Source organism: Chryseobacterium sp. Marseille-Q8038 (genome assembly GCF_965111995.1).
Genome location: NZ_CBCOPN010000002.1, coordinates 251,984 through 278,892, shown reverse-complemented (window position 1 = coordinate 278,892; position 26,909 = coordinate 251,984). Strand labels below are relative to the sequence as shown.

Genomic DNA, 26,909 nt, shown 5'->3' with positions numbered 1-26,909 from the left:
TTAAGTATAAACGCTCTTTTTTTACGCTATTAATGCTTTAGATAATTGTAAATTTTGCAAATTCTATTTTACCTCTATATATTTCCACCACAAAAACTGATTATTATGGAAAAGATGAATTACTATTTAGCTCTGATCTTACTTTTATTTTTATTAAGCTCATGTAGGGATGAAAATGAATTAGATACTATGGAGCCCGCAAAGATGAATTCTAAAGAAATATTAAAAGGAAGTAAAAACTCACCTGAATTATATAAGATCATTAAGAGTGATACAATATCCGTTCCTAACAACATAGACGAAGAAGACCCTAAAAATACACCTCCGAAAAAATAGAATGTACTCTTCTGCCTTTAACAATACTTGATGTTGTAAAAGGATGGAGGACTGAATATCCCTACACGAGAGTATTGCAATTATTTTATTGAATAATAATATGTTAAAAGTCCATTCTTCATTTTATTTCTTTCCCTTTTTTTTCATGTCGGCTTTCTCATATGCACAAAGTATATCCGGGAAACTATTGGATAAGGATCAAAAAGCCATTCCATATGCTGAAATTACTGCAGGAAAGGACGGGATAAAACGAATGGCGATGAGTGATGAAAATGGAGAATTTATGGTAAACCTTCCTGAAAATGGTAAATATTTACTGGAAGTTCTTCAAAATGAAACAGTAGTTTACAGTAAAATAAGCATGGTCGATGGAAACATCCATTCAGATTTGATTGTACAGGCCGCACAAGAAACAGATATCAAGGAGGTAAAACTAACCGCGAAAAAAAGATTAGTAGAAAGAAAAATTGACCGCCTGGTTTTTAACGTGGAAAATTCTGTTTCAGCACAGGGAGGAGATGCAATGGATGCTTTGAAACTTACTCCCGGAGTCAGGATTCAGGGTGACGAAATAAAACTGTCAGGAAAAAGTTCCGTCAAAGTAATGGTTAATGACAGAATTATACAATTATCCGGTGATGATCTTTATAATTATTTGAAATCAATTCCTGTGGCAAACATCCGGAAAATTGAAGTAATTACAAATCCACCGGCACAATACGATGCGGAAGGAAATAGCGGACTTATTAATATTCAATTGAAAGAAGTGACGCAGGATAACTGGAAAGTAACATTACGATCAGTGTATCAGCAGGCAACTTATGCTACTTTTTTACATGCAGTAGGATTAACCTATAAAAAAGATAAATTTTCTGCTTTAGTTGATCTCAACTATCAGTATGGGAAAAATATTTATACCAATGATATTAATTATTATTACCCTAACGAACATTGGAATAATAATATTTATAACCGGAATCATCAGAAAAATTTGGGAATAGTAATGAACTTAAAGTACAACCTTACCAAAAGAAGTAGCATTGGAACACAGCTTATCAGCTCGTTCTCAAATAATACGTCTGATGAGTTCAATAATAATTTCAGCAGAAATTATACAGATGGTACGGTGATTAAAAACTATAAGACAGAAGGAATGTCATCCGGAAAACCCAAAAACGTTTCTTTGAATGTTAATTATACACTGGATCTTGATGATAAAGGGAAAAAGTTTTCAGTAGATGCCGATTATTTTAATGGAGTATCCCCGAAAGATAATAATTTCAGCTCCCTTTTACAGGATTTTGTGGGAAATTCCAGTGAAAATCAGTTGGCTATTAATAATTCTCATCAGGATATTAAAAATTATTCCTTGAAAGCAGATGTTGAGCTTCCGGGCAGCTGGGCAGATTTTGCCTTCGGAGTAAAAGCGACTTCTACTACGACAGATAATAAGGTAGACTCAAAATTTTATAACAGGATTGATGAGAGCCTACTTTCATCACAGGCAGATCATTTCCTGTACAAGGAAAATATGCAGATGATTTATATAAGTGTATTAAAGCATTTTGGTGAAAAATGGGATGTAAAAGCAGGACTTCGTGGTGAGAATACACAAACCAATGCCAATTCTTTTTCTGTAAATCAGGAAATAACGAGAAATTACTTTAAGATTTTTCCTACGGCTTATGTTTCTTTTAAACCCAATGAAGATCATGTGCTGTCATTGAATTTCGGAAGAAGAATTCAGAGACCGGGATTTTGGGAAATGAATCCGGCAAAATGGTATATGAGTCCCAAGTCATATACAGAAGGAAATCCCTTTCTGCAGCCGGCATATAGCTATAATATAGAATTCAATTATTCCTATAAGAGCTTACTGAATTTAAGTCTGTATAATAGTAATAAACGTGATGGCTATGGGCAGGTAACGGTACATGATATCATGAATGATTCCCAGGCTTTTAAAAGATTGAATTATTTTGATTCGAGCTCTTTTGGAGGATCTTTGACATTCAATTACGATCTTTTCAGCTGGTGGAATACCGCAACGGAAGTATCGGCCTATTATAATGAACTGAATCCGAAGATCGATTTATTTTCAAACTTTTATTCAGGCTGGGGAGGATATACAACATCTACCAATACCTTTTCTCTGAATAAGAAAAAAACATTTTTAGCAACCCTTTATTATGAATATAATTATCCGGCCGTACAAGGGATTATAAACAGTTCTTCCTCGTCAACCTTAAATATCGGGTTTAGGTCTTTGCTCTTTAATAAGAAATTAACGGTAGGGCTGAATTTTGATGATATTTTCAGAAAAAATCTCACCCTGTATAGCAACAGATCTCAGGACATTAATCAAACCTTTTTACAATATTATGATACCAGACAATTTAGAGTTTCACTGACCTACAAATTTGGAAGTACTAAATTATCTATGGAAGAAAGAGAAACGGGTAATCAGGATGAAAAAAACAGATCAAATTAAGATTTTATCAGATGAAGTAGTTTGTAGAGTACTATACAAATGAAACATTTATAAATACCCCTTGCAAGGAAAGTGTGAAAAAGTCCAAAGAATTATACACTTCAAAAACTATGATTCTACATCTAATTCTTAAAATTAATTAAAATGAAAAATTCAAAATTACAAAACCTGTTGACTAAAATTTCAGCAGATGTGACTACACTAAAAGAAGGAGAATTATCTTCAATCAAAGGAGGAAACGCGGCAGCAAATAATACAGGCTGTGGAAATACTGGTTGTACAGTAAAGCCAAACGTAAAGACTCTATAATTCCAAAATGACCGAATGTGTTTAATGTCAGAAAACTATGAACACTTTTTCTTTTAATTCTAAAAGTGAACTAATGAACTATAAATTATCTCATTATACAGTCTCTACGCAAGTTTCGGAAGATAAATACACCATCTTTTCAACGAGAAGCTGTAAAGTACTTCTTCTACAGAAAGAGAATTTCGATTTTCTGATAGAGGGAGATTTTGATAAAATTGATGCAGATATAAAAAACCAACTTATTACTGCTCTTATTTTAGTGCCTTCTTTCGAAGATGAATTAATGGAAATTGTTGAAGAAAATAAAATGATGATTTCAAGCAACGATGTGTTGTATCAGGTTATTCAGCCTTCTTCAAACTGCCAGCTAGGGTGTGATTACTGTGGACAGCAGCATACCAAAAACGATCTGCAGGCTAAAGATTATGAAAAACTTATTGAACGATTAAAACATAAGCTTTCTTTAAAAGATTACAAGGCACTGTTCATCGGCTGGTTTGGAGGTGAGCCTCTGATGAGTTTACATACGTTGAGAAAAGTGTCAGAAAAATTAAAAGAAATAACTTCTGATTTAGGAATCGGTTATGGTGCTAAAATGACAACTAATGGGCTAGCGCTTAAAAAGAATATATTTTTGGAATTGGTTAATCAACACCATGTCGGGGCAATAGAAATAACATTGGATGGTACCGCTGAATTTCATGATAAAAGACGTTTTGTGAAGTCTGGAGAAAACTCATTCGATCTTATTTTTAAAAACCTGGTTGATATTTTCAGTATTGAAAATTATAAAGAACTTGGAGTCAAAATTTCCATAAGATGTAATGTAGATAAAAGTAATTATCAGTCTGTAGTTCCTTTATTACAACTGATGAGTGAACATGGTTTTCAGGATAAGATTTCCCATTTTTATGTGGCTCCCATCCATTCCTGGGGAAATGAAGCACATCTTGTATCCCTGGAGAAAGAAGTGTTTTCTGAAAAAGAAGTAGAATGGATTATAGAACAATATAGATACGGTTTTTCACCTTCCATTCTGCCCCAAAGAAACCATGAAGTATGCATGATTACCAATCCTGATGCAGAATTAATAGATGCGTATGGAAATATTTACAACTGTACGGAGGTTTCCTATGTTCCTTCCTATGAAGAGACAGCTCATAAACTTGGAAATATAAAAGATATTGAAGTGAACCAGAAGTTCAGTACACTTCATTTACAGGACTGGAATGATATCGTTCTTACCAATCAGGAAGGATATCCTTGTTATACCTGTAAGATGTTTCCGGTTTGTGGAGGCGGATGTCCAAAATCTTGGGAAGAAGGAATAGTAGCCTGTCCTGCCAATAAATTCAATATTCAGGATAAACTTGCCATTAATTATATTATTCAGGAAAAAGGCACAGAATATTTAATCAGTTGACACTATGGAAAATAATATATACATGATAGAACTTTTACAGCAGCATAAAGACCTCATATCTACCAATTTAAAGCATTATAAGGATGATTTCATTTTTGAAAGTGAAATGGAAAAGCTTATCAATATCGTATGTGAGGATAAGGAAGCTTTCAATTTTTACAGTCTCAATTATCATGAAGCTTTAAAAGAAGGAAGGGCCGGAAATATACAAAAAGCAGAAATGCTGATTGTACGTGCTAAAAAATATATTGATTTTGATTCATTGCAATCAAAAGAAAAAGATTTGTATGGCTTAATCAGCTTACCTATCCATGCTTTCTTAAGTTATAAAAGATCCAATTATACATTGGCTAAACAGCAGACTCATGAAACCATGTTGTTTGATGAGAAGCTTGAACAATACAATCCTTCAATGTTTTACCATAAAATTCAGCAATTGCATAATATTTCAAGAGTTGAAATGAAGGAGAACAATAATGAAAATGCAGTCGGGATTTTTAATTTATTATACAGAAGTTTATTGCTTTCAGAAGAAGTACATTATCTGGATATTAAATTTTCTTATCAGGACAGTTCCGAATCTCTGAAAAAATTAAGAAAACTGATGCTGGCTCAGGTTACCAATGAATATATTCCTTTTCTGGATCGTCTTGATAACAGAGCTGAAATCTTATACCAGACTTTTAGTGAAGTACTCAATAATCAAACCGCTGTAGATGATGAATTGATGAGCTTTGTATATTGGGTAAAACTCAAGTGGAATAGTATTAATCAGGAAGAATGGAATAAAGATCTTATCAAAAATTTCATAAGAAGTTCTGCAGATTTTACTTCTTCAATACCCATAGATTCATTGCTTGAAGATGCAGGAAAAGAGAAGCCACAGCTGATGTAAATATGATATATTAACACTTTAATTCTATTTTATGACAAGTTTAATGACAACCCAGGCTACAAAAGAAGAAAGATTGAAAGATATTCCTGTAAAAGAAATAAAAACGGAGAGAATTGCCAATCTATACCTGTCGCAGGGAGAAAGTTTCTCTTTGGTCATAGAAGCTGATAAAGAACAGCAGCAGAATATTAAAATTTACAGGGATGGTGATCATATATTAATTTATACCCATGAACAGACTGAAGAAATGAAAACCTGTAACGTGTATATAACAATTCCGTATACTACAGAAGAAATTGCTGTAAATGCCTTTCAGACCGGAACTGTTTCTACGGGAGCAGACCTTATCATAAATTCTTTACAGCTCAATTTTAATGTGGTGGGAACTACTAACCTGGGGATCATTTCTGATAAATTAGTTTATACCGGGAATTCTGTGTCCAATAGTACAATAAAAGGAAAAGCTGAAAAATTGAATCTGTCATTGAAATCGGCAACTGATTTTAATGCAGAAAAACTATTAGTTCAGTATTTAAATCTGAAAACAGACTCTTTGGTTAATGCTGATTTTAATGTAGAAAATACCTTGAGTATGAGAAGTAATAATTCATTTAATGTCAATATTATAGGGAATCCTGTAAAAATAAAAAAGCAACTGGATGCTCTTTCAACAGTAACTTTTAAATAATTCTATTTATTTATGAATTTTGTTCCTCAACATGACCAAATGGATTGTGGCCCTGCATGTTTAGCTATGATAGCTTCTCATTATGGGGTGGATTTTACATTACAGTATCTGAGGGACAAAAGTTTTATTACCCGCGAAGGCGTTTCATTATTAGGGATCAGTGAAGCAGCTGAGAAAATAGGATTCAAAACGATGGCTGCAAAATCGCAGATAAAGAATTTGAATAATTCTCTTTTGCCTTGTATCCTTCATTGGAACCAAAATCATTTTGTTATTTTATATAAAATTTCAAAAAATGTATTGACCGGAAAACCTGTTTTTAAAATTGCAGATCCGGGACACGGTTATATTACCTTATCAGAAGAAAAGTTTGAAAAAAACTGGATTTTTGATGAGGATAAAGGAGTCGTTCTTTTCCTGGAACCCACAGAAGATTTATACCAGCAGAATCCGCCAAAAGAAAAAAAATTATCAATAAAATTTCTATTAAACCATCTGAAGCCTTATAAAAAACAAATGCTTCAGATGTTACTGCTTTTGCTCTTCGGCACCATTACGACGCTGGTATTTCCTATCCTTACTCAGAAATTAATGGATGAAGGGGTGAGTAAGAAAGACCTTTCGGTTATCTCCTATATATTGATTGCCCAATTAGCCTTTTTCTTTGGAAATATCATTTTTAATATATTCCGGAACTGGATCATGCTGATTGTAGGAACCAATATTAATATCCGTATTATTTCTGATTTTCTGAAAAAATTGCTGAAGCTGCCCATAAAGTTTTTTGATACTAAGCTCATGGGAGATTTTAATCAGAGAATACAGGATCATGAACGGATAGAAACTTTCCTGACTTCACAAAGTCTGATTACCTTGTTTTCTGCCATTACCTTTTCCGTTTTTTTTGCGGTACTCTGGTATTATGATGTTACCATTTTGGTGGTATACATCATCTTAACACTTGTATCAGTGATCTGGTCTTTATTCTGGATGAAAAAAAGAAAAATCCTGGATTATTTCCGTTTTCAGCAAAGAAGTGAAAATCAGGAATCCATCTATGAAATTATCAATGGAGTATCTGAAATGAAGCTGAATCAGTTTGAAAACTATAAGCGTGAAAAATGGGAAGAAATACAGCAGAAACTGTTTAAAACAAATATAAGAATACTAAAGCTGGATCAGGTACAGCTTTCAGGGTTTGAATTTATCAATCAGTTAAAAAATATTATTGTCACTTTTCTGGCAGCATCTTTTGTGGTCAAAGGAAGCATGACTTTAGGAGAGTTATTAAGTGTTTCTTACATTATAGGGCAGATGAATTCTCCGGTAAATGAGCTGATTCAGTTCTTTCGTTCTTTACAGGATGCCAAATTAAGTTTATCCCGTTTAAATGAGGTTCAGGATCACCCTGAAGAAGAAAAAGAAAATCATGTTCCTTTGCTCAGTAAAAAATATACCGAGCAGAATGGAATACAGAGAGGAGTTTATTTCAAAAATGTTTCTTTCCAGTATGAAGGGCCCAGATCTCCTTATGTCTTAAAAGATATTGATCTCTTTATTCCCGAAGGTAAAGTAACTGCAATTGTGGGAGCAAGTGGAAGCGGGAAGAGTACTTTAATGAAAATGTTTTTAAAATTTTATGAACCTGTAAATGGAGAAATTTATTTCAATCATTTAAATAGTAAAGACATTTCTCCGAAAGATTTGCGGAAAAACTGCGGAACCGTTATGCAGGATGGCTTTATATTTTCGGATACCATAGAAAGAAATATTGCGGCAGGAGATGAAAATATCGATTATGATAAACTTGAAAAAGCCTTAACAACAGCTAATATAAAATCTTTTGTTGAAGAACTTCCATTAGGACTTAAGACCAAAATCGGTGCTTCCGGAAATGGGATTTCTGGGGGACAAAAACAAAGAATACTTATAGCAAGAGCAGTCTATAAGGATCCAAAATTTATTTTCTTTGATGAAGCAACTTCTGCTCTTGATGCCGATAACGAAAAAGTGATACATGATAATCTTCAATCTTTTTTTCAGGGCAAAACAGCTGTTATTGTAGCACACAGACTTTCCACAGTAAGAAATGCGGATCAGATTATTGTATTAAAACATGGAAAAATTGTTGAGCAGGGAAGTCATAAAGAACTCGTTTCTAAGAAATCCGATTATTATCATCTCGTAAAGAACCAGTTGGAACTTGGAGATTAACAAAAAAACCTCTAAAAATAGAGGCCTTTTTATGGTAATATAATTTTTATAACATCAAATCATCTTCATATATCTGAGATAGGCTTCTATAACCGGTTTATTAAATATAGCCGGTTTTATATCTGTATCTTTTAAGAAACGTTCTGTATTATTACTTTTAAAATAATAGGTATTTTCATAGGCTTCAACAAGAGATTTTCCTTCATGAATATCATCGGAGAATATATAAAGTAGTGCATACACAGGAGTATCATGATTCCGTTTCCATTGTTCAAACCAGATTCCAAATTCCATACTTTTCATTTCTAATCCACAATAATCAGTGATACGTACACAGAAATCTGTAAGAGAAAGGTCGTGTTCCGGTAAAGGGTTTAAATTGAAATTTAAGCCTACTGCATCGGGATTCTGACTAATATGGGCAATGGATTTGCATACATAATCTACAGTAATCACCTCATCTTTCAGTCCCATGACCAGCGGAAAGGCTTTTAGCTCAATACAGGAACGCATCAGCGAACTCCACCACTGATTCAATGGAGTGGCTCCGGTTTCTCCATGACAGACTACAAAACCTAAACGGAAATTTATTAATGGAAGGCCTTTGTCACGGGCTTTTGCGGCCATGCTTTCCATAACCCATTTGCTTCGGATGTATCCCATATCACGGCACACTGCAGGTAAATTTTGTTCAATAGGATCATCTTCGTTCATCCATGTTTTTCCGGTAAAGCTTCTTCCCCAGCTGTAGACGCCCATTGAAGATGAAATAATCAGAAATTTGGTTTTTTCGTGTACTGCCAGATGTAATATATGAGCCATACCGTCAACGTTAGGTTTTTTGATGTGTTCATAAGGTTTTACATAGCTTACATCACTTCCCATATGATAAATAACCTCTATATTTTTCAGAAGTTCTTCATATAATTTTTCGTCAATTCCTAATTTCGGTTGGGTGAGATCACCTAAAACAATTCTTATTCTGTCTTCATACTCACTTTTCCACACCAGTTTGAATTTTAAAAAAGTACTCTTGATACGTTCTAATCCCAGCGTTTCATTCTCGGCTCTTACAAGACAGTAGATCGTAGCATTGGGATTTCGGGGAATGATTTCCTCCAGCAGATGTGAGCCGACAAATCCCGTAACTCCTGTGAGGAAAATGGTAGAAGGATTGGACAGAAATTTTGGATCCGGTTGTTCGGTAATTTCAAAATCAAATGGAAGTTCTGCATCTTTTATAAGCTGTTCCTGCACAAGAAGAGCCTTTTGTTGCTGACTCATTTGAGTCTGCGCCAGACGGGTTTCTGCTTCTTTTACGAAAAGAGATATGGTTGAAAACTGATACAGTTCGGGAAGGGATATTCTTTTCTGAATATTTAGAGGTAAACGGGCATGCATTTGTCCCAGCATTAAAGAATGTCCGCCCAATTCAAAGAAGTTATCATTTTCATCTATTTCATCCAGATTCAGTAAGTCCATCCATATTTCAGTGATTTCCTGTTTGAGATCTGATGTATCCACTTTCTCTTTTGCCTTTTTGATAGTTTGCTGTAAAGGAATATGAAGTTTGCTCTTATCAATCTTTCCGGTAATTGTCAAAGGAAGTTTGTCCTGCAAAATGATTTTTTCAGGAAGCATATAGGTGGGAAGGCTTTGTTTCAATCGTGTTCTGATATCTTCCAGCGTGATATGCTTTTTATCCGTTTCATAGAGTTCGAGGAATGCAACAAGAACAGGCTGTCCCTGTTCCGGACGATGTACTTTTACAGCTACATTGGCTACTTGGGCAAGTTGTCCTATATGATGTTCAATTTCTTTTAATTCAATTCTGTATCCTCTTAATTTCACCTGTTCATCCAGTCGTCCTACAAATTCAATATTGCCGTCTTTTCTCCAGAATCCACGGTCACCGGATTTGTATAATCTGTAATTGATTCCGTGGTGAGACTGCATCCATTCAGGAGCATCAATAAATACTTCTGATGTTTCTGCCGGCTTATTGATGTATCCTTTCGCTACCTGTTTGCCTCCTATATAAATTTCGCCGGTAATTCCTTCACTCACATTTTCCAGCTCCTGATTGAGAATGTGAATATGAGTGCCTTCTAAAGGTCTTCCGATAATATGAGGATTGGTATCAATCTGGAAATGATGTGTAACAACACCTACTGTAGTTTCGGTAGGTCCGTATACATTAATGAGACGAACTCTGTGATACCAGTTTTTTATGGTTTGCTCAGAAGGTACTTCGCCTGCAATTGACAATGTATGAAGATTCCCGATAGGAATATCTGTAGGTAATGTACTCAACACAGCCGGTGGAAGAAATGGAACAATTTCTATCCTATGTTCTACGATAAAGTCCAGCAAAGGTTTTCCTATGATCTTGTTATCCGGATACAGCACAACAGTTGCCCCTGTGAATAAAGGCACCCATATATCAATAATAGAAACGTCAAATCCGGCTGAGCTGAATTGAAGTGTTCTGTCCTTTGCCGAATATCCCCAGAGACTTGTAAAAGACACTATAAAAGCATGAAAAGCTTCATGATGAATTTCTACTCCCTTAGGAACTCCTGTACTTCCGGAAGTATAAATAATATAAGCTGTCTGCATCATATCAATGTCGTCAGGATTGATCTCAGGATGTTTAACAGAATCGTAGCACCTATGGCTCATATTCATCAGCGGGGTTTCTGTACCAATGAATTTATTACTATAAGAATCCTCAGTAATGATAAGTTCAGTTTCCGAGTCTTCTATAATCATTTTAATCCTGTTCTCCGGTAACTGTCCATCAATAGGAATATAAGCAGATCCTATCTTGAGTACGGCTAGAAAAGCGATGATACGTTCTGCAGATTGAGACATACAAACTGCAATAGCAGATCCTTTTTTTAAGGGTAAAGTAAGAAGATGAGCTGCCAGTTGATCTGATTTATAATCCAGTTCTTCATAAGAAAGGGTTGTGGTCTCAGAAATAATGGCCGTTTTTTGAGGTAAACACCTGCTTACTTCTTTAAAAATAGAAAGAACATTCTTAAACTGACTTTGTTGAATGTTAAATTCATTATTAACATCTTCTTGAATGGTTTGGTGTTCCATGATTTTGATTGGTGTTGGTTGTTATATTTGTTAATAATTGTTTATGTTTAAATATAATGCAATTTTGTTAATAATTCCTTTTTGTGTGATTAAATTTGATTGATATTCTGGAATTGATTAAAATGCCATCAGTTTTTGACGGATAGAAAGAAATCATGAAAGGGAGCGTAGGATCGGCTCGTAGTACAAAACAAAAAAACCTCTAAAATGAATTAGAGGTTTTAAAGTGGTTTCTCCAGGAATCGAACCAGGGACACATGGATTTTCAATCCATTGCTCTACCAACTGAGCTAAGAAACCATTTATGTTTTCGTTTATTACTTCGTTGTTTTAAAGTGATGCAAAAGTATAACATTTTATAATACCGTGCAAGTATTTTGTCTTATTTTTTTGAATAAATATCCTGGTATCGCCCGTTATTCTATTCAATGTGCTGTTCATCAGTATTTTGATAGGTCTTATTTTTTTTCTGTTTTTTTATTGTTTTAAAAAGTATCTTAATAAATAGTCGCATGATTCCGAAAATTTGTGGTCTGTTTAAAACTTTTTTTCAATCAGGGAGCAATCAGAAGATTATTTTTATTTGAACAATATTAAACAGTCAATAAAATAATCCAGTTTTTCAGGTGAAAAAATGGCAAACACCTGATTTATAGTGATTAATTAGCCTAACAGTTGTTAGTCGTACTATTACGACACTTTTTAAAATTTAATCATAAATTCTATTTGCTTTTTGTAGATACATCTATATTTGGTGATATAGAAAGCAAACAATCACAACATATTAACCATTAAAATTTACAAATCATGGCAGAAAGAAATTCAAGAGGAATTTTAAAATTCAACAACGGTGAAGGGCAAAAGTTATTAAAGCTTAACTACAGTGTATCAAGATCTACAGACGTATCAGGACGTGTAGCATCAGACCCTTCCAACGCTCTTATCAAAATCACGGTGGAAGCTACTGAAAAATCAGACATTCTGGAAAGTTTACTGAACGGAAAATATAAGCCTACCGTAGGTGAGATCACTTTCAATAAATCTCACGAAGAAGGAACACTAACAACCCTGAAGTGGAACAACGGTTATGTTATTCAGCATGAAGTAGATTTCGATGCTGTAGATGACAACAGTATGTATATCAGTTTTGTTATCAGTGCAGAACAGATAGATCTGGGGAATTCTTCTTACTTCGGAGCATGGCCTTCTTAAGTTTATTCAGAATTTAAATATCAGGCAGGATAGTACACCCGGTTTATGGGATGCTGTTCTGCCTTTTTTAACCTTATAGAACTCCTGTTTATTTAAAATGAAGTTCTGAAAAAAAACACCTAATCACTATGAATAAAAATGCCTCGAATTCCGATAAGATTTCAGAGAATCATATTCCCGGAATCAACCGTGTGGTGAAACTGGATATTGTGATTGAAGGCAAGATTATCAAACACTTCAAGCATTTTCGCCTGCAGCAAAGTGCAAGACGTCATCACAATTTTGAACTTATTCTCGCCCATGATTCTCTTGGGGAAGCTCAAAACCACACCCTGGAACAAGCCCGCCAGTTTTTGGGAAAAAGGATTACCATTGTTTTCAAATATAAAGATTATGAAAGCGAAAGCCCGGAAAGAACTTTTGTAGGGGTAATCACCAAAGCTGCATTCAGCCAGGAAAAAATGAGCCTGGGCAATATAGTACTGCGAGGTCAAAGTCCTACTATTCTTATGGATGCCGCTCCCCATACTCAAAGTTTTGGAGGAGATCAGGCCGTCAATACGGGAATTATTGCCAATAAAATACTTAAAGAAGCGCTGGGATCAGAGAAATTTGATTTCAGAGTAGATACGCAGAACAAAAGCTATATCAATTATAGTTCACAATATAACGAAACCCACTATAACTATCTTGCACGAACTGCAGAAGCATATGGAGAACAGTTTTACTACGATGGAGAAGTTCTTCATTTTGGGAAACTTCCCCCTTCTGAAAAACCGATTCGGCTCGTCTATGGAAGCAATGCAACAGATGTTCAGGTAGAACTGAATGCTGTACACACCAATCCTGAGTTTTTTGGATATAACAGCAGCAGCCATACAAAAATGGAAGGTTCTGAAAATAATATCAGACATCTGGGAGAAATTCCTTCAAAAGCTTATGAACTTAACAACAATATCTTTAAAACCCGTTCACTTTCTCCGGCTCCTATCAATGCCAATATGTTTGTGGATGTAAGTGACTCTCAGAAAAGTGCTGCCGGAAGTGCTGCTGTAGAAGTATTTACTGTTTCGGGAAATACTACGGTTCCCTTTCTGTATCCGGGCTGCCTTGCCGATATTGAAATGCGGAAGCCGGATACAAGCCAGACTTCTTACTTTACAAAAATCACGGTTACTGAAGTGACTCATGAAGTCAATGCCAGAGGATATTATAACGGCAGTTTTGAAGCCATTGCTGAAGGAACAGGATTTATGCCAAAACCTGAATTCATACAGCCTAAAGCCGAGCCACAGGTGGCCACCGTTGTTTCCAATACCGATCCTCTTAATCAGGGGAGAATACAGGTGAGATTCGACTGGCAGAAAAACCCTGACACTACCCATTTTATCAGAATGATGAGCCCTGATGCAGGAGGAACAGATATGATCACTCAAAACAGAGGTTTTGTTGCGGTACCTGAAGTAGGAGATCAGGTAATGGTAGGTTTTGAATATCATCATCCGGATTTTCCGTTTGCTATGGGAGGAATGTTTCATGGACAGGTGGCATTGGGAGGAAGTATCAATAACCACCTTAAGTCTATTCAAACGAGAAGTGGTAATAAAGTCATTTTTAACGATCAGGAAGGAAGTATTTTTATTGAAGATCCTAGCGGAAATACCTATCTCATGGATGGAAAGGGGAATATTGTGGTGAATGCTCCCAAAAATATAACCTTCACAGCCGGAGAAAATGTGCAGATTAATGCCGGTAAAAATATCATTGCTTCTGCTCAAAGGAATATAAATATTATGGCTGGAGAAGACATCACGGAAACGGCTAATGATGATTATAATCTGACAGCAAGCAATATTATTGAAACCGCTGAGGCCGGCAGAAAATCTACAGCCAAAAACATTACGGAAAATATGGAATCCGGCTCTTACATCAGTACAAAAGATGCCATCAATGTAGAAAGCGCCAAAGAAGTACTTATCAATAGTGGTAAACAGGTAAAAATGCAGTAATATGGCAGGCGAAGGCGGAAATATCGTAAGGAATGTCTTTGGAAAATCCTACAAGGAAGCAGAACATATTATGAAAGATGCTTCCAAGGGAACTTTGGATTTTAAATCCCCTCAGGAAAATACTTTTTATGGGAAGAAAGGAGGAAAGAAATTTGATGAATATCAGGCGAAAAGCGAAACTCAGTCATTACTTGTAAAGACTGTGAAATGTTATGAAGATATAGAATGTACGAAAGAAATTAAAATTATAAAAAAAGGAGTTAAATATTATTTTAAAGCAACACAGTATAGCAGAACTCCTACTAAATCAGAATTGAAAGGTCTTAAGTGGGCAATACAGTATGATGATACTCCCTTAGCTAATGCTTCTCAGGTGACAGGTGAAGAAAAAATATCTTATAATGTTCCTAAAGATCGGAAAATATCCAAATTAAGAGTGTATGCTTTCTTTAAAGCACCAGATGAAAAGGTAAGAGCAGAAGTTTCATTCAAAATTTTGGATCCAATCATTATTTATATTTGTGGATATTGGAATAAAAAAATGCCTTATGCTGGAAGTGAATGGGGAGAACAATATTGGGGTATTGGTCTCAAAAGCAGTGCTAAGAAGTATTTTAAATCTACAAAAGAATATTTCATAAATGGTGCCGGTACAAAATTTTCATCGGGAGGAGATAGATATAAGCAAGGAAAAGAGTTTGCAGAAGCCAGGCTTAAAAATCAGGCATCAAAATTCTATCAGGAAATATTTAAGGAAGAACGTCGCATAATGGTGGTTTCCCATAGTATGGGAGGTGCTTTCGCAGAAGGGGTTCTAAGTGTATTTAAAAACCAAAAGCTCAATATTGAAAAAGTTGTTCATTTATCTCCGGCAGATACCTCAGGTTTTAGTGTTACATTTCCACAAATAACTTACCAGATAGATATTGACTGGGATCCTGTGCTTATGTATAAAAATGCCAATGATTCCTCTACAATAAGAGGTGTGAAATTCAGTGGTATTTCAAAGAATCCAAAAGGGGATGAATTCGGACATATGTATACAAAAGACGAAGCTTTTGTATGGGGATGGTTTGAAGATCTTGAGCTGATAGAGTTTCAATTTGTAAATCAGGAAAATAAAACATACACAACACCTGGTAGCGGAATGGGATATGGAGGAACATCTACAACAGTATTACAAAAGAATTTTAATGCCTTAAAAGTAAAAAGCCCAACACCTTTTTCAAGAGTATATAAAAATTCTAAATTTTACTTTTATGATGAAAAAACAAAAAAATATTATACAGAAAATTAATGAAGAAATATTTAATAATAGGAATTATTGCAGTGCTGGGTCTTATCATTTATAGATATGGTTTTCTCATTGTATTCTGGATTACAACTCCTGAAAATGGTACTTTAAGCTCATCTGAAAAAAACCTTTTAGAAAAAATAAAAATAGAAAATCATGCGAAAGAGGTATGGAGGGAACCTAAATATAATATTGATCAACCTAAGGATACAACAGTTTATAAAATCATTGTCAATAAAATACCCTGTACATCTGATACATTAATATTAAAAAATAATGCTTCCTCAATAAAAAAGAGGTTGGATGATATTAGCTTACATCAGAATTATTATAAATACCAGATATTTTATGAATGCACTGATGGTAAAGAATATGTTTACTCTTTTATAAGAAAGTAATCTTTTTTTCCTTTTTAGGGTGATATGGGGTTGTATATCTGCTTTGCTTTTAGGATGTTTTACATCAAATACAGATTTCAGATTGCTTAAACAATGAAGAAATTGAGCTGCTTTTTGGAAAAGTTATTTTGACATTGATAAGTTTCTTTGTTTTTACAATGAGTAGGTCAGAAAAGAACCAATAAAGCTTTTTAGAAGGTGATATAATTAACAAAACATTTTATTCCAAAAAAAATATGAAGAAAAGAATAATAACAGCAGGTGGATTTATAGGAATATTATTCTCGGCATGGGATTCAATGGTAAACAATGCTGATTCAGCATCATTGAGTGACCATTTAAAGATTGGATTTATTTTCCATTCGGCTTTTAGTTTGAAAACATTGATATATCTGTCGATTGGTGCAGCCTCCGGATGGATAATAAGTGTAATGATTAATAAAATCAGTGAGTTGCGCCGGGAGTGGAACGACTTTTAAATAATATAACCAACCAGTATGGTAGAAACAAGAGTAAAACCATTTCAGAAATATACATCAGGAATCCATGATTATCAGGTGGAAAATGCTCTTGAAATACAATTCGGGGAAGAAAAAGGATTTTATTCATCCTTTAAAATTACTGTTCAGGAAAAGATAAATGAAGATCAAACCAAAAACTGGTTGATAGAAAAAGTAGAAGATTCCTCTTTTCCCTCCGAAAATAAATTTATGGAAATCCTGCATATCCTGGAACAAAGCTCTTATCCGCTGGAAATAAAAGTGGATGAAAAAGGAAGCTTTCTGGGAGCTGTAGATCATCAGAAAAATATAGAAAACTGGAAACTCAAAACAGCCGGGCTTCAGGAAAAGTATCAGAATGTAGATGTTTTCAGAAACCAATATTTGTCAGCTCTTGAAGATGAAGCGGGCTTTTATAAAAATAAACTGAAAGAACCCTTCTGGAATCTTCTTTTGTTTGCTCCTTATTATGTAGATAACGGAGGAAAAAGTGAGGAAACCGTTGTATGGAATATCAAAGGAATCGGAGATATAGAATGTAACGGAATTATCAGTGCCGAACAGAGAGAGTACGGATTTGAATCTTCTTTTATTTCCGAAATTAAAGTTCCTGCTATCATAAAAGAAGAATTGGAAAAAAAATACCTGTATCAGCCGGGACAGTATCAGGTAAAATTAAATATAGAAATGGAATACAACTCCCGTAAAAAACAGTATTCCAAAAAGAAAGCTGACTTTATATTGTCAGACGGACAAAAAACAGTATACCGGGAAACGATCACAATGACTTAAACTTTATGAACAAATGACATGGCGGATAAAGGATACATCATTATAGAAGGAGCTACTGCGTACTGCAGCAGTTCTGTAACCAATAACTCCAATGGGACCGCCGTTCCGATGGAAGTGAAAAGCCAGAAAAAAAAGCTGGGCAAAAACAAATATTTTGCACAGAACAAGCCTGTTGCCACCTATCTTGATGACAAAGCCGATAGCTTCGGAGGAGGCAACGGGTTTGGAAACTGTAAAGGTTCAGACGGGAAAACCTATCCATGTAAAGGTAAATGCAACATAAAATATAAAGACTATTACGAAAATGTAGAATTCAACAAGAGTATGAAAATACTGTTGGATGCTTCTACAGGAAATTGTCCGGGATATGGAGTTCCGGGAACTATTGCTTTTGCTACTACAGGACAGGCTAATAATGTTTCCCAGATAGATGTAAAGGAAGCTGATGAATTTTCTGTAGCCAATACTTCCCCACAATGGCCTTCATCATCCACGTCTGAAGCAAGTATAGCAGTGACATCAATTTCGATGATAAGACCTGTACCAGCGGATAAGTCTACCGGAAATTACTACTATATCAAAGGAATGAATGGTCCTTTGTTTCCTATTACAAACCCTTTCGGTGGTGATAATCTGGATTTAAAAGCTCAGTTCAAAGGAGATGAGAAAAAGATTATCTGGGCTCTTTTCAAAGGAGAAGGAACCAAAGATAAAGTAAAAACATTTATTGGATTAGGAAGCAATTTCAGCCAATCTATGAGAAAAATATTTGATGGACTTGCAGAAGGAAAATACAGACTGGAAGCCTATGGCAAAAAAGCAGGTGATGCCAAATGCTCTATCAATGTGGAAGTAATACAGGATTTCGTTAAGAAAATTGTCAGTCCCGGATCTTCAACGCTGATTAATATTCCTTTACCCTTATCTATTGAACGTAAACTTAACAGTACCACCGATCAGGCAAAAATACTTAATAAGGGATTCTTTATGCCTGTAAATACAGTTCAATGGACTGTGAAACAGGGAACAGCAGTGCTGTATAACAGTTCTTCCGGAGCTTCCTCTTCACACCTTGTTTCCGTTACAGGAGTTGGTGATCGTGTTATTCTTACCTTTAAAAATGCAGGTAAATATACCATAGAAGCATTTACAGATCCTACAGATCCAAAACCTAAGTCTGTAGAAGTGAAAATCGAGAATAGTCTGGGCGTAATGGGAGTTAAAGGAGAACCTGGTTTGGTGAGATTCAGTGATACGATTAAAGTACAGGCTTCCAGATTCAATGTTAATTATATGCCTTCCGGCACATCTGTATATTGGTATCTTAAAAAAGAAGGTGTGGGAAGAGTCGCTCTATTTGAAAGTTCGCCTTCCTTCAGAACAGGTACAATCAATAAAAGAGTGGCAGAATTACTGTATAACGATGCAAAACTGGCCAGTAATCAGTATTTCGGGAAATATATATTTGAAGCCTATGCTAATCCTATAGGAGCAGGAAAGCAGCCCGGATTCTCAGGTTCAGACTGTTTTAATTTTGAGGTGATTCAAAATGTAATAGATAAATTCACTTTTCCGGCAGCCAATATTCCAAAAGGAACAAAAATAAAATATACAGCAACAGCAAGAATTGCTACGTTGTCCGGAAATGAAACCATAAAAATTGAAGTACCGGATAAAGTGACCAATAACGGAGACGGAACCATTACATTTAATGATCTTGGAGAATACACGATTTCCGCTTATTTAACAGGGGATTATACCGATGGCAAGAAAATAGAAGCAAAAGTAAAAGTTTCAGAACCTACGGTAAAAAGAGCACTTTGGGCGTATGGAACAGGAGTAAAACGTACTGAAACAGGATTTGGAGAAGAAACCTATGGATTTCTTGAACTGGATGGACTTCAGAATCAAGTCTTAAAAGTAAAAGTCTGGGTAAAAGGAGAAGGCGATGATTTCTATAAAGAGAAAGATAAATATATGCTGGAGGAAAAAACGGTTACCCTTAATAATGAAGGCAAAGCGTCTTTCCTTATCACAACGAATGATGATTACAAGAAAAAATTGCTGGCAGCTATCCCCAAAACAACAGAAAATCCCAATCCTTCTTACCGTTTGGTATTTACGGTAGAGCTTCAGGCGAGTTCATCTGCGGATATTGTGCTTCCGGGTAATATTACCATTCTGGGAACACGCCCTGTAGTGGTAGATGCTACAACAACTTATCTGGAAGTTCTGGATTCAAATGAAGAACTTGTCATTACTTCTGAACAGAAAATTATTTCCATCATGTTCTCTACTGAAGATGGTAAAGATATTCAGCGGATGCAGACTTTCTATGGTAAAACCCACAAACTTTGGGTACACACCGTCAATATGACTGAAGAAACTCTGAAGATTGACGTTCTGAAGGAAATCCCTAAAGAAGGTTTAAACGAAACAGATCATATCACTTATACCCACGAAAGCAAACAAAGCTACAACGAAGAAAAAACAGGAAAAGACGGCTTACTGGAAGTTTCCTTTACTGCAAAAGAAGAATGGAAAAATCCACCGAAAAATTTTGATTACTATATAGCGCAGGTTTCCCGTCAGGTGCAGGATCCCGCAGATTCCAAAAAGAAAGTCTGGAAAATAGAAAAAAGCCAATTTACCATCAATAATACACTTCCTGCTGATCTGGTTCGAACGGAGGATATGGAAAAACTGGGAATCAAAGCCTACAAAAAAGACGGAACTCCCTTTACGAAAGAAGAAATGCTGGAATTAAGAAAACAGTTTATTTTTTATGAAAGTGGCTGTCTTAAAGTATCTCAGAAAGAAACTCCTGAAGCTATTGAGAATGATGTGATGCCGGTGGTGGTGGAAATGGCGGAGGTGAAGAGGGATGGCGCAAGTGGTTGTCCACGATGTAAAGCAGAAATTACAATTGATATTCTCAAAAAAGTATACAAAAATGCAAAAAATGAGGATCTTCAGGAATTAGCGCTAACTTTAAATAAATACAGAAATATCTTTGAACTCAATACATGTGCAAGGAAAGCTCATTTTTTTGCGCAATCATTACAAGAAGCAGGAACCAATTTAAAGGGAGGTCTTCATGGGGAAAGTTTAGATTATGCTGCAGAAGATCTGCCAAAACACTTTAAAAAATTCAGGGCAAATCCTGAACTTGGTAAACAAAGCCCCCCAAATGATATGGCTTATGAGTATGGTAGAAGTTCCAAAAACGGTTATAAATCTAATGAAAAAAAGATAGCGGAAATAGCATATGGAGGAAGACTTGGGAATGAATCAGTTGATGATACTTGGAACTTCAGGGGTAGAGGATTATTACAAATAACAGGAAAAGGTAATTATAAAGAAATTCAGAAGAAAATAGATGAAAAAGCTAGTGACTCTGGTGTTTCAATTGTTGATGGAGTAGATAGAGATTATACGCCTAAGGAAGCTGCAATAACTGGAATGGCAGATTGGTATAAGGATTCTATGTATTTGAAAGCTGATGATACAGGTAAATCAGCTGATGATGTGGTAGTAGATTCTATTATTGATATTTTAAATAAGCTTACACCATCAAGGCTGAACCGTAAAATCTGGTACCGTGGAGGTAAGCTAGGTAACTGGGAAGTTAAAGCTGGTGATTCTATGAAATCTGTATTTAAGGTAGAAGAATGTGGTAAAGGTGCAGGATTAAATTTGGTAGGAGATGCTCCATGGTTCCAGGTTGCCTGGAAAGAATATGAAAAATATAAAGGATTAAGGGAAATAGATAGTCCTTTAAAAGAAAAGATCACGGAATATTTTGATGTGTCTTCTGCTGCGGGGCTAGATTATGATTATACAAATCCTTGGTGTGGGGCATTTCTAGCATGGTGTTTTGATCAAACTCAGGATTATAAAAGGATTAATACTGCCAAAAGTGCAGCAGCTTTTGGGTGGAAAGGAAGTACATGGGAAAATGGAGAAGATTGTGAAGCTTTTGTAGGAGCTTTAATAGTTTTTGATTTCTCACACGTGGCATTAATAGCCGGTGAAAATTTAGATGGAACAAGATATGTATATTTGGGGGGAAATCAGGGGAATGGCGAAAAAACAGCAGGGCATCAAAAAATAATTTTAGGCTCTGTTGATAAAAAGAGTAAATCAATTATTGCGATTACAAAACCTAAAAAATATACAATATCTGAAAAAGATAAAGAACTTCCAAAGTATGATGTAAGTGCTGAAAACTCTAAGGAAAGTTCCAGATAATAAAATACAATTTCTATGAATATTAAAAGTAAAATTAGATTAACAATATATTTCTTATTAATAATGAGCAGTTCAAGCTGCCAGGAAAAAAAACAAAATTCAGACAATAGTCAAAAAAACCTAAGTATGAATGATGATACCATAATACAAAAAGTTCTCAAGAAGCAGTTGCAGGAAGGTTCAAGTAAATCAATTGACGAGGCAGGAGCTGAATTAGCTAAAGTACCGTTTGAAATCGAAGAGCTTGAAGCATCTGCTGAAACTGCAAAAAAAGTATTATTATCAAATGGATTTAAGGAACTATCTATTACCGAATTTAATGATAAAATTAAAGCTGTTTTTGGGAGAATAATTGATAATAGTTCAAGTAATCCATTCTTATATGTAAACTATTTTGATAAATGTGACAGAAGCTTTGTAACTTATAGAAATAATAGTGTTGATTATGAAGGAGGGTATATTGACAAAAAAAGAAAACTTTTTACAGACTTCTATTACCTGCCCGAAATTATTGATTATCAAAAAGAATATCCTACGCTAAATAACGTTGAGTCTGACAAAATTACTAGAAAATCAAGTTCGCAAGTAGAGGTTGAAATCCCACATTGGAAAGATGTAATAAATTTAAAAGAGCAAAGAAAAGTAAACATTCAAAGACTTATTGCAAGAAATATGTATTTATTCAATAACAATAATACATATATCATTTGGTTAGTAACTCATGATAAAAACTTTATAAAATTATTGGTTAAAAATTTTGGTTATGATAAGGAACCTAAATTTAATGAAATGATTATTAATGAATATATTCAATCCAAAGATCAATATAAAATAGGTGAACTTGTATTTGCTAAAAATTGTAATAAAGAATTAGAAGTACGGGATGGAATATTGCAGAGTTTGACTGATGCTTATCAAAAGAGCTCAAATCCTAAAGATTTATTTGGATTAATGGAATTTGGTTCAAAATTATTAGAAACAGATGAATACAATAATTATTCAGAGAATGAAAAAATTAAAATGGTAGCTTATCTTGCAAATACTTATGATTTCCTGTTCAAAAAAATCATAGGAATCAGGATGGCTGGGATCCTAGATGGAATATTTTAGGAGCATATTTTGAAGATGATTCAAGAAGTAAGATTAGATGGTCTAAGTTAAAAGAAGAAATGCAGAAAAATAATTATTATAATCTTCCAAATTTAAAAGAAGTTATAAGTTATGCTGAAGGATTTGATAGTGTAGGTGCTCCAGATTAAATTCATAATTAATGATACAAATTTCAAATGTTTTCACAATTATTCTACTATTGATTGCTTGTAACTATAAGGGACAATACAATAATATGAGCACTACAAATAGACAATATGCAAAATCAGAAAATTTAGATACCAAAATTGATATTGAGGATATTAAAAAGCATATTAAATTGCAAGAAAAAGTTGAGTCTGATGAGGTCGAGTACAGTGATCCATACAATCTTAATATAGAAGATTTAAAATTAGTTTCAAATATTATTTATGATGATTTGATCAGTAATAATTATAGTGAATCCTTTAAAAATAAAATTGAAACTATTTTTTCAATCAGTCATAGTTCTAATAAATGCGTGAGTATCGATCAAACGAATGGATATATAACAGTATTTGGTAATCATCTTGATGGCAATCCTATGACACTTGAACAAAATAAGTATGAACTTTATTCAACCACTCAGAATACTTTCATCAATACTAATAAACAATTTATTTTTCCAATGCTTTTATTAAGGGAATTAATAAATATTAATGGTGATAATTCTTTTAAAATTAAAGTTCCACGATATATTATTGCACGTAATATGTACCTTTTTAATGATAGTAAAACACAATTCAAATGGCTTATTTTAAATGATCAAAATTTCATGGAGAGTTTAGTAAAAACTTTCGGGTATACACAAGATCCTGATTTATTAAAATGGGTTACTGAAAGAACAAAGTTTGATGAAAAGGATCCCCGGGATTTTGGTAAGCTTTTTTGGGTTAAAGTGTGTAATGGAAAATTCAAACTACATGCTGATACATTCAAGCTTTTACAAAAACTTCATATACCTAATGACCCATCTGAAAATAGATTTATTATTGATAATATCAAAAGCTATTTAGAATTTTTGGGGCGTGATAAATCCACTGATCTTACAAGAAATGAAAAATTAAAACTAATGGCTAACTTGGCATATTTTGCTGAGCAGTATAATTATGATAAAAAATTTAATGATGATAATAAGATGATGGCCAGACTTCGTTATTTTTTGAATGATGCTGATTTCAAGGTTATAAAAGAAAATAATTTTTTCAGTCTTCCAAAATTTAAAGAGTGGTGGGATAATGCAGATTATGATGCTTATTATGTAGGCGAGTGCGAATATGAAGGAAGCTGCGGCTCAGGATACCAACCTATGGACTATACAGAATGGAGAAAACAGCATCCTAAAAAATAATATATAAAGCACAGTTAAATTTAATTGTGCTTTTATTTTAAAAACACAACAATGATAAAGAACATTATAATTTCTCTGGCTATCTTAATATCGAGTGAATTTTATTCACAAAATACGTTATTGGGTATAAAAAACGCTTTTCTACCTGTTCTTAAATCACAGCTGTCAGCCGGAGTAAGTGGAGAGAAAAATGAAACAGATTATCCTACGTATCAATTTACATTAAAAGATTTAGAAGCTACTGAATCTATCATATCAAAAGAATTAGAAGATAATGGATACAAAAAGCCAGGTAGGGAAGACTTTGCTAATACGGTCAATAAAGTATTTAATAGGATAATTGATCCGAGATCGGAATCAAAGTATTTGCATATTAATTTTGAAGATAAATGCTCAAAAGACTTTAATCTTTTTAAAAACTCAAATAGTATTGATGTTAATCCATACAGTACATATGTTTTTAAAAATGGACTTTTCATTTCAGATTTATACAGCATCCCTGAAATATTGGATTATACTAAAGATCCTGAATTATTGCAATATGAAAAAGATGCTGAGAATAATAATCATATAACAGATGTCAAGATATATTACTGGAAAGATATAGCTGATTTAAAAAATATAAGGAAGCAAAATATTAAAACAATTGTTGCTAGAAATATGTATTTATTCAATAATAATAAATCATACACGACATGGCTGGTACAGAATGATCAAGTTTTCGTTAAAAATCTTATCAAGTTTTTTGGATATGATAAAGAACCAAAATTTAATGAATTTGTTATTAATCATTTGAATTTAAATTCACTCAATAATAACCAGGAACTTTTGGGTTATATTGCTTCCAAAAATTGTGATGGTGGGTTAGATATAAGAACTTCATTTCTTAATTCGTATGAATCTTTTTATAATAACTCAAAGAATTTAAAAGATATATTGATATTAAAATATCTAAGCTCTAAGCTTATCAACAACGAGCCTAAAAATAATTTTAGTGATAAAGAAAAAATGAAGATTTTAGCTTCTCTGGCAAATATTTATGATCCAATATTTAAAAAGTCTCATCATGATGGTCAAAATTGGGGTGAAATGACAATATTAGCTGATTACAGAGATTTTATAGGTGAAGAAGATTGGACTAAAGTTAAGAATGAATATAAAGTAAACAATTATTATAACTTACCCAATTTAAAATCAATGATCGAATATGCAGATTTATTTGATAGTGTTGGTGCACCAGATTAAATTAATAAAACTAAAGCATATCTCATGATATGCTTTTTTACTTCTAAAACACAAATTTAATACGATGAAAATCTTAAAAGGTTTAACAGTTATTCTACTATTCATAGGTGGTAATAATAAAGGACAAGAAAAGAAATCTATTGGAGATATTAAAAATCCGGGTGATGATTTTATCAAAACAGCTTTAATCAAACAACTTAAACAAGGGTCAACTTTTACAATAGATGAGGCGGGTGCAGGCTTAAAAAAATTCAATTTGAAACTAAAGAATTGGAAGCTGTAGCAATAACAGCTGATGAATTATTAAAATCAAATGGTTTTAGTACTTTGGGCACTGATGAATTTAATGAAAAAATCAAAAATATTTTTGAAAGAATTATCGACCCAAATTCTCAATCAAATTTTTTATATATCAATTTTTTTGATAAATGTGATAAACAGTTTGTTATGTACCATAATAACGGGATTGATTATGAAGGATTGTTTGTCGATAAACAAAGAAAAATATTTACAGATTTTTATTATATACCAGAACTTATTGAGTATAAAAAAATATATCCCAAATTAAATGGCATTGAGAATTTCGATGTAACAAGAAAATCAAGCATAAATGATTCGGATATTAAAATTCCACACTGGAGAGATATTGCTAGCTTAAATGAAATTCGGAAAAAGAATGTCCAAACAATTGTTGCTAGAAATATGTACATGTTTAATGATAATAAATCTTATGTTGACTGGTTGATAAGTAATGATGTAAGGTTTGTGAAATTAATGGTAAAAACTTTTGGATATACTAAAGAACCAAAGTTCAATGATTTGACGATGAATGACTATTTGAATAATTTTCAAAATTCCTCCGATATTGGTGATATTATTTTTGTTAAAAATTGTAAGGGAGAATTAGAAATAAGAGTTGACTTGTTAAAGTATATAAAAGAGCACACAAAATCAGACGAGAACAGGCTTTTGAATGCTTTAGAGAATTTTGGATATGCATTGAAAGATAATACCAAGTTTACATCAGAAGAAAAATATAAAATTCTTGCTTATATTGGGAATACAGTTGATCCATTTTATTTGAATTTTGCTGGGGTTAATTCAGGAAATGCAATTTGGAATGCTGAGAGTGTTCTTTATAATAGTATCGTAAAAGATAAAAATATTATTTCAGTATTTCAAAAGAATAAATACTATGGACTTTCTGATTTAAAAGAAAGCTTAAGCCGAGTTCAAGCAATTATAGATCATGAAACAGAATAATA

At 33.7% G+C, this 26,909-nt stretch carries 20 protein-coding genes and 1 tRNA gene; 19 read left to right on the top strand and 2 right to left on the bottom strand.

Annotated elements, in window-relative coordinates:
* Positions 1 to 105: 105 nt before the first annotated feature.
* The 7 genes from ACWPWS_RS15175 (at position 106) to ACWPWS_RS15145 (ending at position 8,356) form a co-directional block, all read left to right on the top strand.
* Positions 106 to 336 (top strand): hypothetical protein, encoded by a 231-nt coding sequence (locus tag ACWPWS_RS15175; RefSeq protein ID WP_209788254.1) that lies wholly within the window; start codon positions 106 to 108, stop codon positions 334 to 336.
* 145 nt (positions 337 to 481) lie between these two features.
* On the top strand, positions 482 to 2,827 hold the full coding sequence (locus tag ACWPWS_RS15170) for a TonB-dependent receptor domain-containing protein (protein WP_454047074.1): 2,346 nt from the start codon (positions 482 to 484) through the stop codon (positions 2,825 to 2,827).
* A 144-nt stretch (positions 2,828 to 2,971) separates the two neighbouring features.
* Positions 2,972 to 3,136 (top strand): hypothetical protein, encoded by a 165-nt coding sequence (locus ACWPWS_RS15165; RefSeq protein WP_165791601.1) that lies wholly within the window; start codon positions 2,972 to 2,974, stop codon positions 3,134 to 3,136.
* Between the two features lie 73 nt (positions 3,137 to 3,209).
* A complete protein-coding gene (locus ACWPWS_RS15160) occupies positions 3,210 to 4,559 on the top strand; it encodes a radical SAM/SPASM domain-containing protein (RefSeq protein WP_209788257.1) in 1,350 nt (449 codons plus the stop codon).
* A 22-nt stretch (positions 4,560 to 4,581) separates the two neighbouring features.
* The gene (locus tag ACWPWS_RS15155) at positions 4,582 to 5,454 is read left to right on the top strand and encodes a hypothetical protein (protein ID WP_454047073.1); all 873 of its coding nucleotides are present in this window, start codon (positions 4,582 to 4,584) and stop codon (positions 5,452 to 5,454) included.
* Positions 5,455 to 5,485: 31 nt separating this feature from the next.
* Positions 5,486 to 6,142: a GIN domain-containing protein gene (locus ACWPWS_RS15150; RefSeq protein WP_454047072.1), complete on the top strand. Its 657-nt coding sequence runs from the start codon at positions 5,486 to 5,488 to the stop codon at positions 6,140 to 6,142.
* A gap of 12 nt (positions 6,143 to 6,154) precedes the next feature.
* Complete coding sequence (locus ACWPWS_RS15145; RefSeq protein ID WP_454047071.1) at positions 6,155 to 8,356, top strand: peptidase domain-containing ABC transporter; 2,202 nt, start codon at positions 6,155 to 6,157, stop codon at positions 8,354 to 8,356.
* A gap of 54 nt (positions 8,357 to 8,410) precedes the next feature.
* Here ACWPWS_RS15145 and ACWPWS_RS15140 read toward each other — a convergent pair whose 3' ends face one another.
* Entirely contained in the window at positions 8,411 to 11,464 is a 3,054-nt protein-coding gene (locus ACWPWS_RS15140) for a non-ribosomal peptide synthetase (protein ID WP_454047070.1), read from the bottom strand.
* Positions 11,465 to 11,691: 227 nt separating this feature from the next.
* Positions 11,692 to 11,764: transfer RNA gene (locus ACWPWS_RS15135), tRNA-Phe, on the bottom strand.
* A 507-nt stretch (positions 11,765 to 12,271) separates the two neighbouring features.
* Here ACWPWS_RS15135 and tssD point away from each other — a divergent pair.
* From tssD to ACWPWS_RS15075, 12 genes are all read left to right on the top strand, one after another.
* Complete coding sequence (tssD, locus tag ACWPWS_RS15130; protein ID WP_105681061.1) at positions 12,272 to 12,676, top strand: type VI secretion system tube protein TssD; 405 nt, start codon at positions 12,272 to 12,274, stop codon at positions 12,674 to 12,676.
* 128 nt (positions 12,677 to 12,804) lie between these two features.
* Positions 12,805 to 14,685 carry a type VI secretion system Vgr family protein gene (locus ACWPWS_RS15125; RefSeq protein WP_454047069.1) on the top strand — a complete coding sequence of 627 codons (1,881 nt, stop codon included), beginning with the start codon at positions 12,805 to 12,807 and terminating at the stop codon, positions 14,683 to 14,685.
* A gap of 1 nt (position 14,686) precedes the next feature.
* Positions 14,687 to 15,982 (top strand): hypothetical protein, encoded by a 1,296-nt coding sequence (locus ACWPWS_RS15120; RefSeq protein ID WP_454047068.1) that lies wholly within the window; start codon positions 14,687 to 14,689, stop codon positions 15,980 to 15,982.
* A complete protein-coding gene (locus tag ACWPWS_RS15115) occupies positions 15,982 to 16,377 on the top strand; it encodes a hypothetical protein (protein WP_454047067.1) in 396 nt (131 codons plus the stop codon). Before ACWPWS_RS15120 ends, ACWPWS_RS15115 begins: the two co-directional genes overlap by 1 nt.
* A gap of 236 nt (positions 16,378 to 16,613) precedes the next feature.
* Positions 16,614 to 16,856: a hypothetical protein gene (locus ACWPWS_RS15110; protein WP_454047066.1), complete on the top strand. Its 243-nt coding sequence runs from the start codon at positions 16,614 to 16,616 to the stop codon at positions 16,854 to 16,856.
* Between the two features lie 18 nt (positions 16,857 to 16,874).
* Positions 16,875 to 17,669 (top strand): hypothetical protein, encoded by a 795-nt coding sequence (locus tag ACWPWS_RS15105; RefSeq protein WP_454047065.1) that lies wholly within the window; start codon positions 16,875 to 16,877, stop codon positions 17,667 to 17,669.
* Positions 17,670 to 17,687: 18 nt separating this feature from the next.
* Positions 17,688 to 21,920, top strand: a complete 4,233-nt coding sequence (locus ACWPWS_RS15100) for a hypothetical protein (protein WP_454047064.1) — start codon at positions 17,688 to 17,690, stop codon at positions 21,918 to 21,920.
* A 15-nt stretch (positions 21,921 to 21,935) separates the two neighbouring features.
* On the top strand, positions 21,936 to 23,030 hold the full coding sequence (locus ACWPWS_RS15095; protein ID WP_454047063.1) for a hypothetical protein: 1,095 nt from the start codon (positions 21,936 to 21,938) through the stop codon (positions 23,028 to 23,030).
* Between the two features lie 235 nt (positions 23,031 to 23,265).
* The gene (locus ACWPWS_RS15090; RefSeq protein ID WP_454047062.1) at positions 23,266 to 24,399 is read left to right on the top strand and encodes a hypothetical protein; all 1,134 of its coding nucleotides are present in this window, start codon (positions 23,266 to 23,268) and stop codon (positions 24,397 to 24,399) included.
* 51 nt (positions 24,400 to 24,450) lie between these two features.
* Positions 24,451 to 25,644 (top strand): hypothetical protein, encoded by a 1,194-nt coding sequence (locus ACWPWS_RS15085; protein WP_454047061.1) that lies wholly within the window; start codon positions 24,451 to 24,453, stop codon positions 25,642 to 25,644.
* A gap of 64 nt (positions 25,645 to 25,708) precedes the next feature.
* Positions 25,709 to 25,927 carry a hypothetical protein gene (locus ACWPWS_RS15080; RefSeq protein ID WP_454047060.1) on the top strand — a complete coding sequence of 73 codons (219 nt, stop codon included), beginning with the start codon at positions 25,709 to 25,711 and terminating at the stop codon, positions 25,925 to 25,927.
* On the top strand, positions 25,915 to 26,907 hold the full coding sequence (locus tag ACWPWS_RS15075) for a hypothetical protein (RefSeq protein WP_454047059.1): 993 nt from the start codon (positions 25,915 to 25,917) through the stop codon (positions 26,905 to 26,907). Before ACWPWS_RS15080 ends, ACWPWS_RS15075 begins: the two co-directional genes overlap by 13 nt.
* Positions 26,908 to 26,909: the final 2 nt, after the last annotated feature.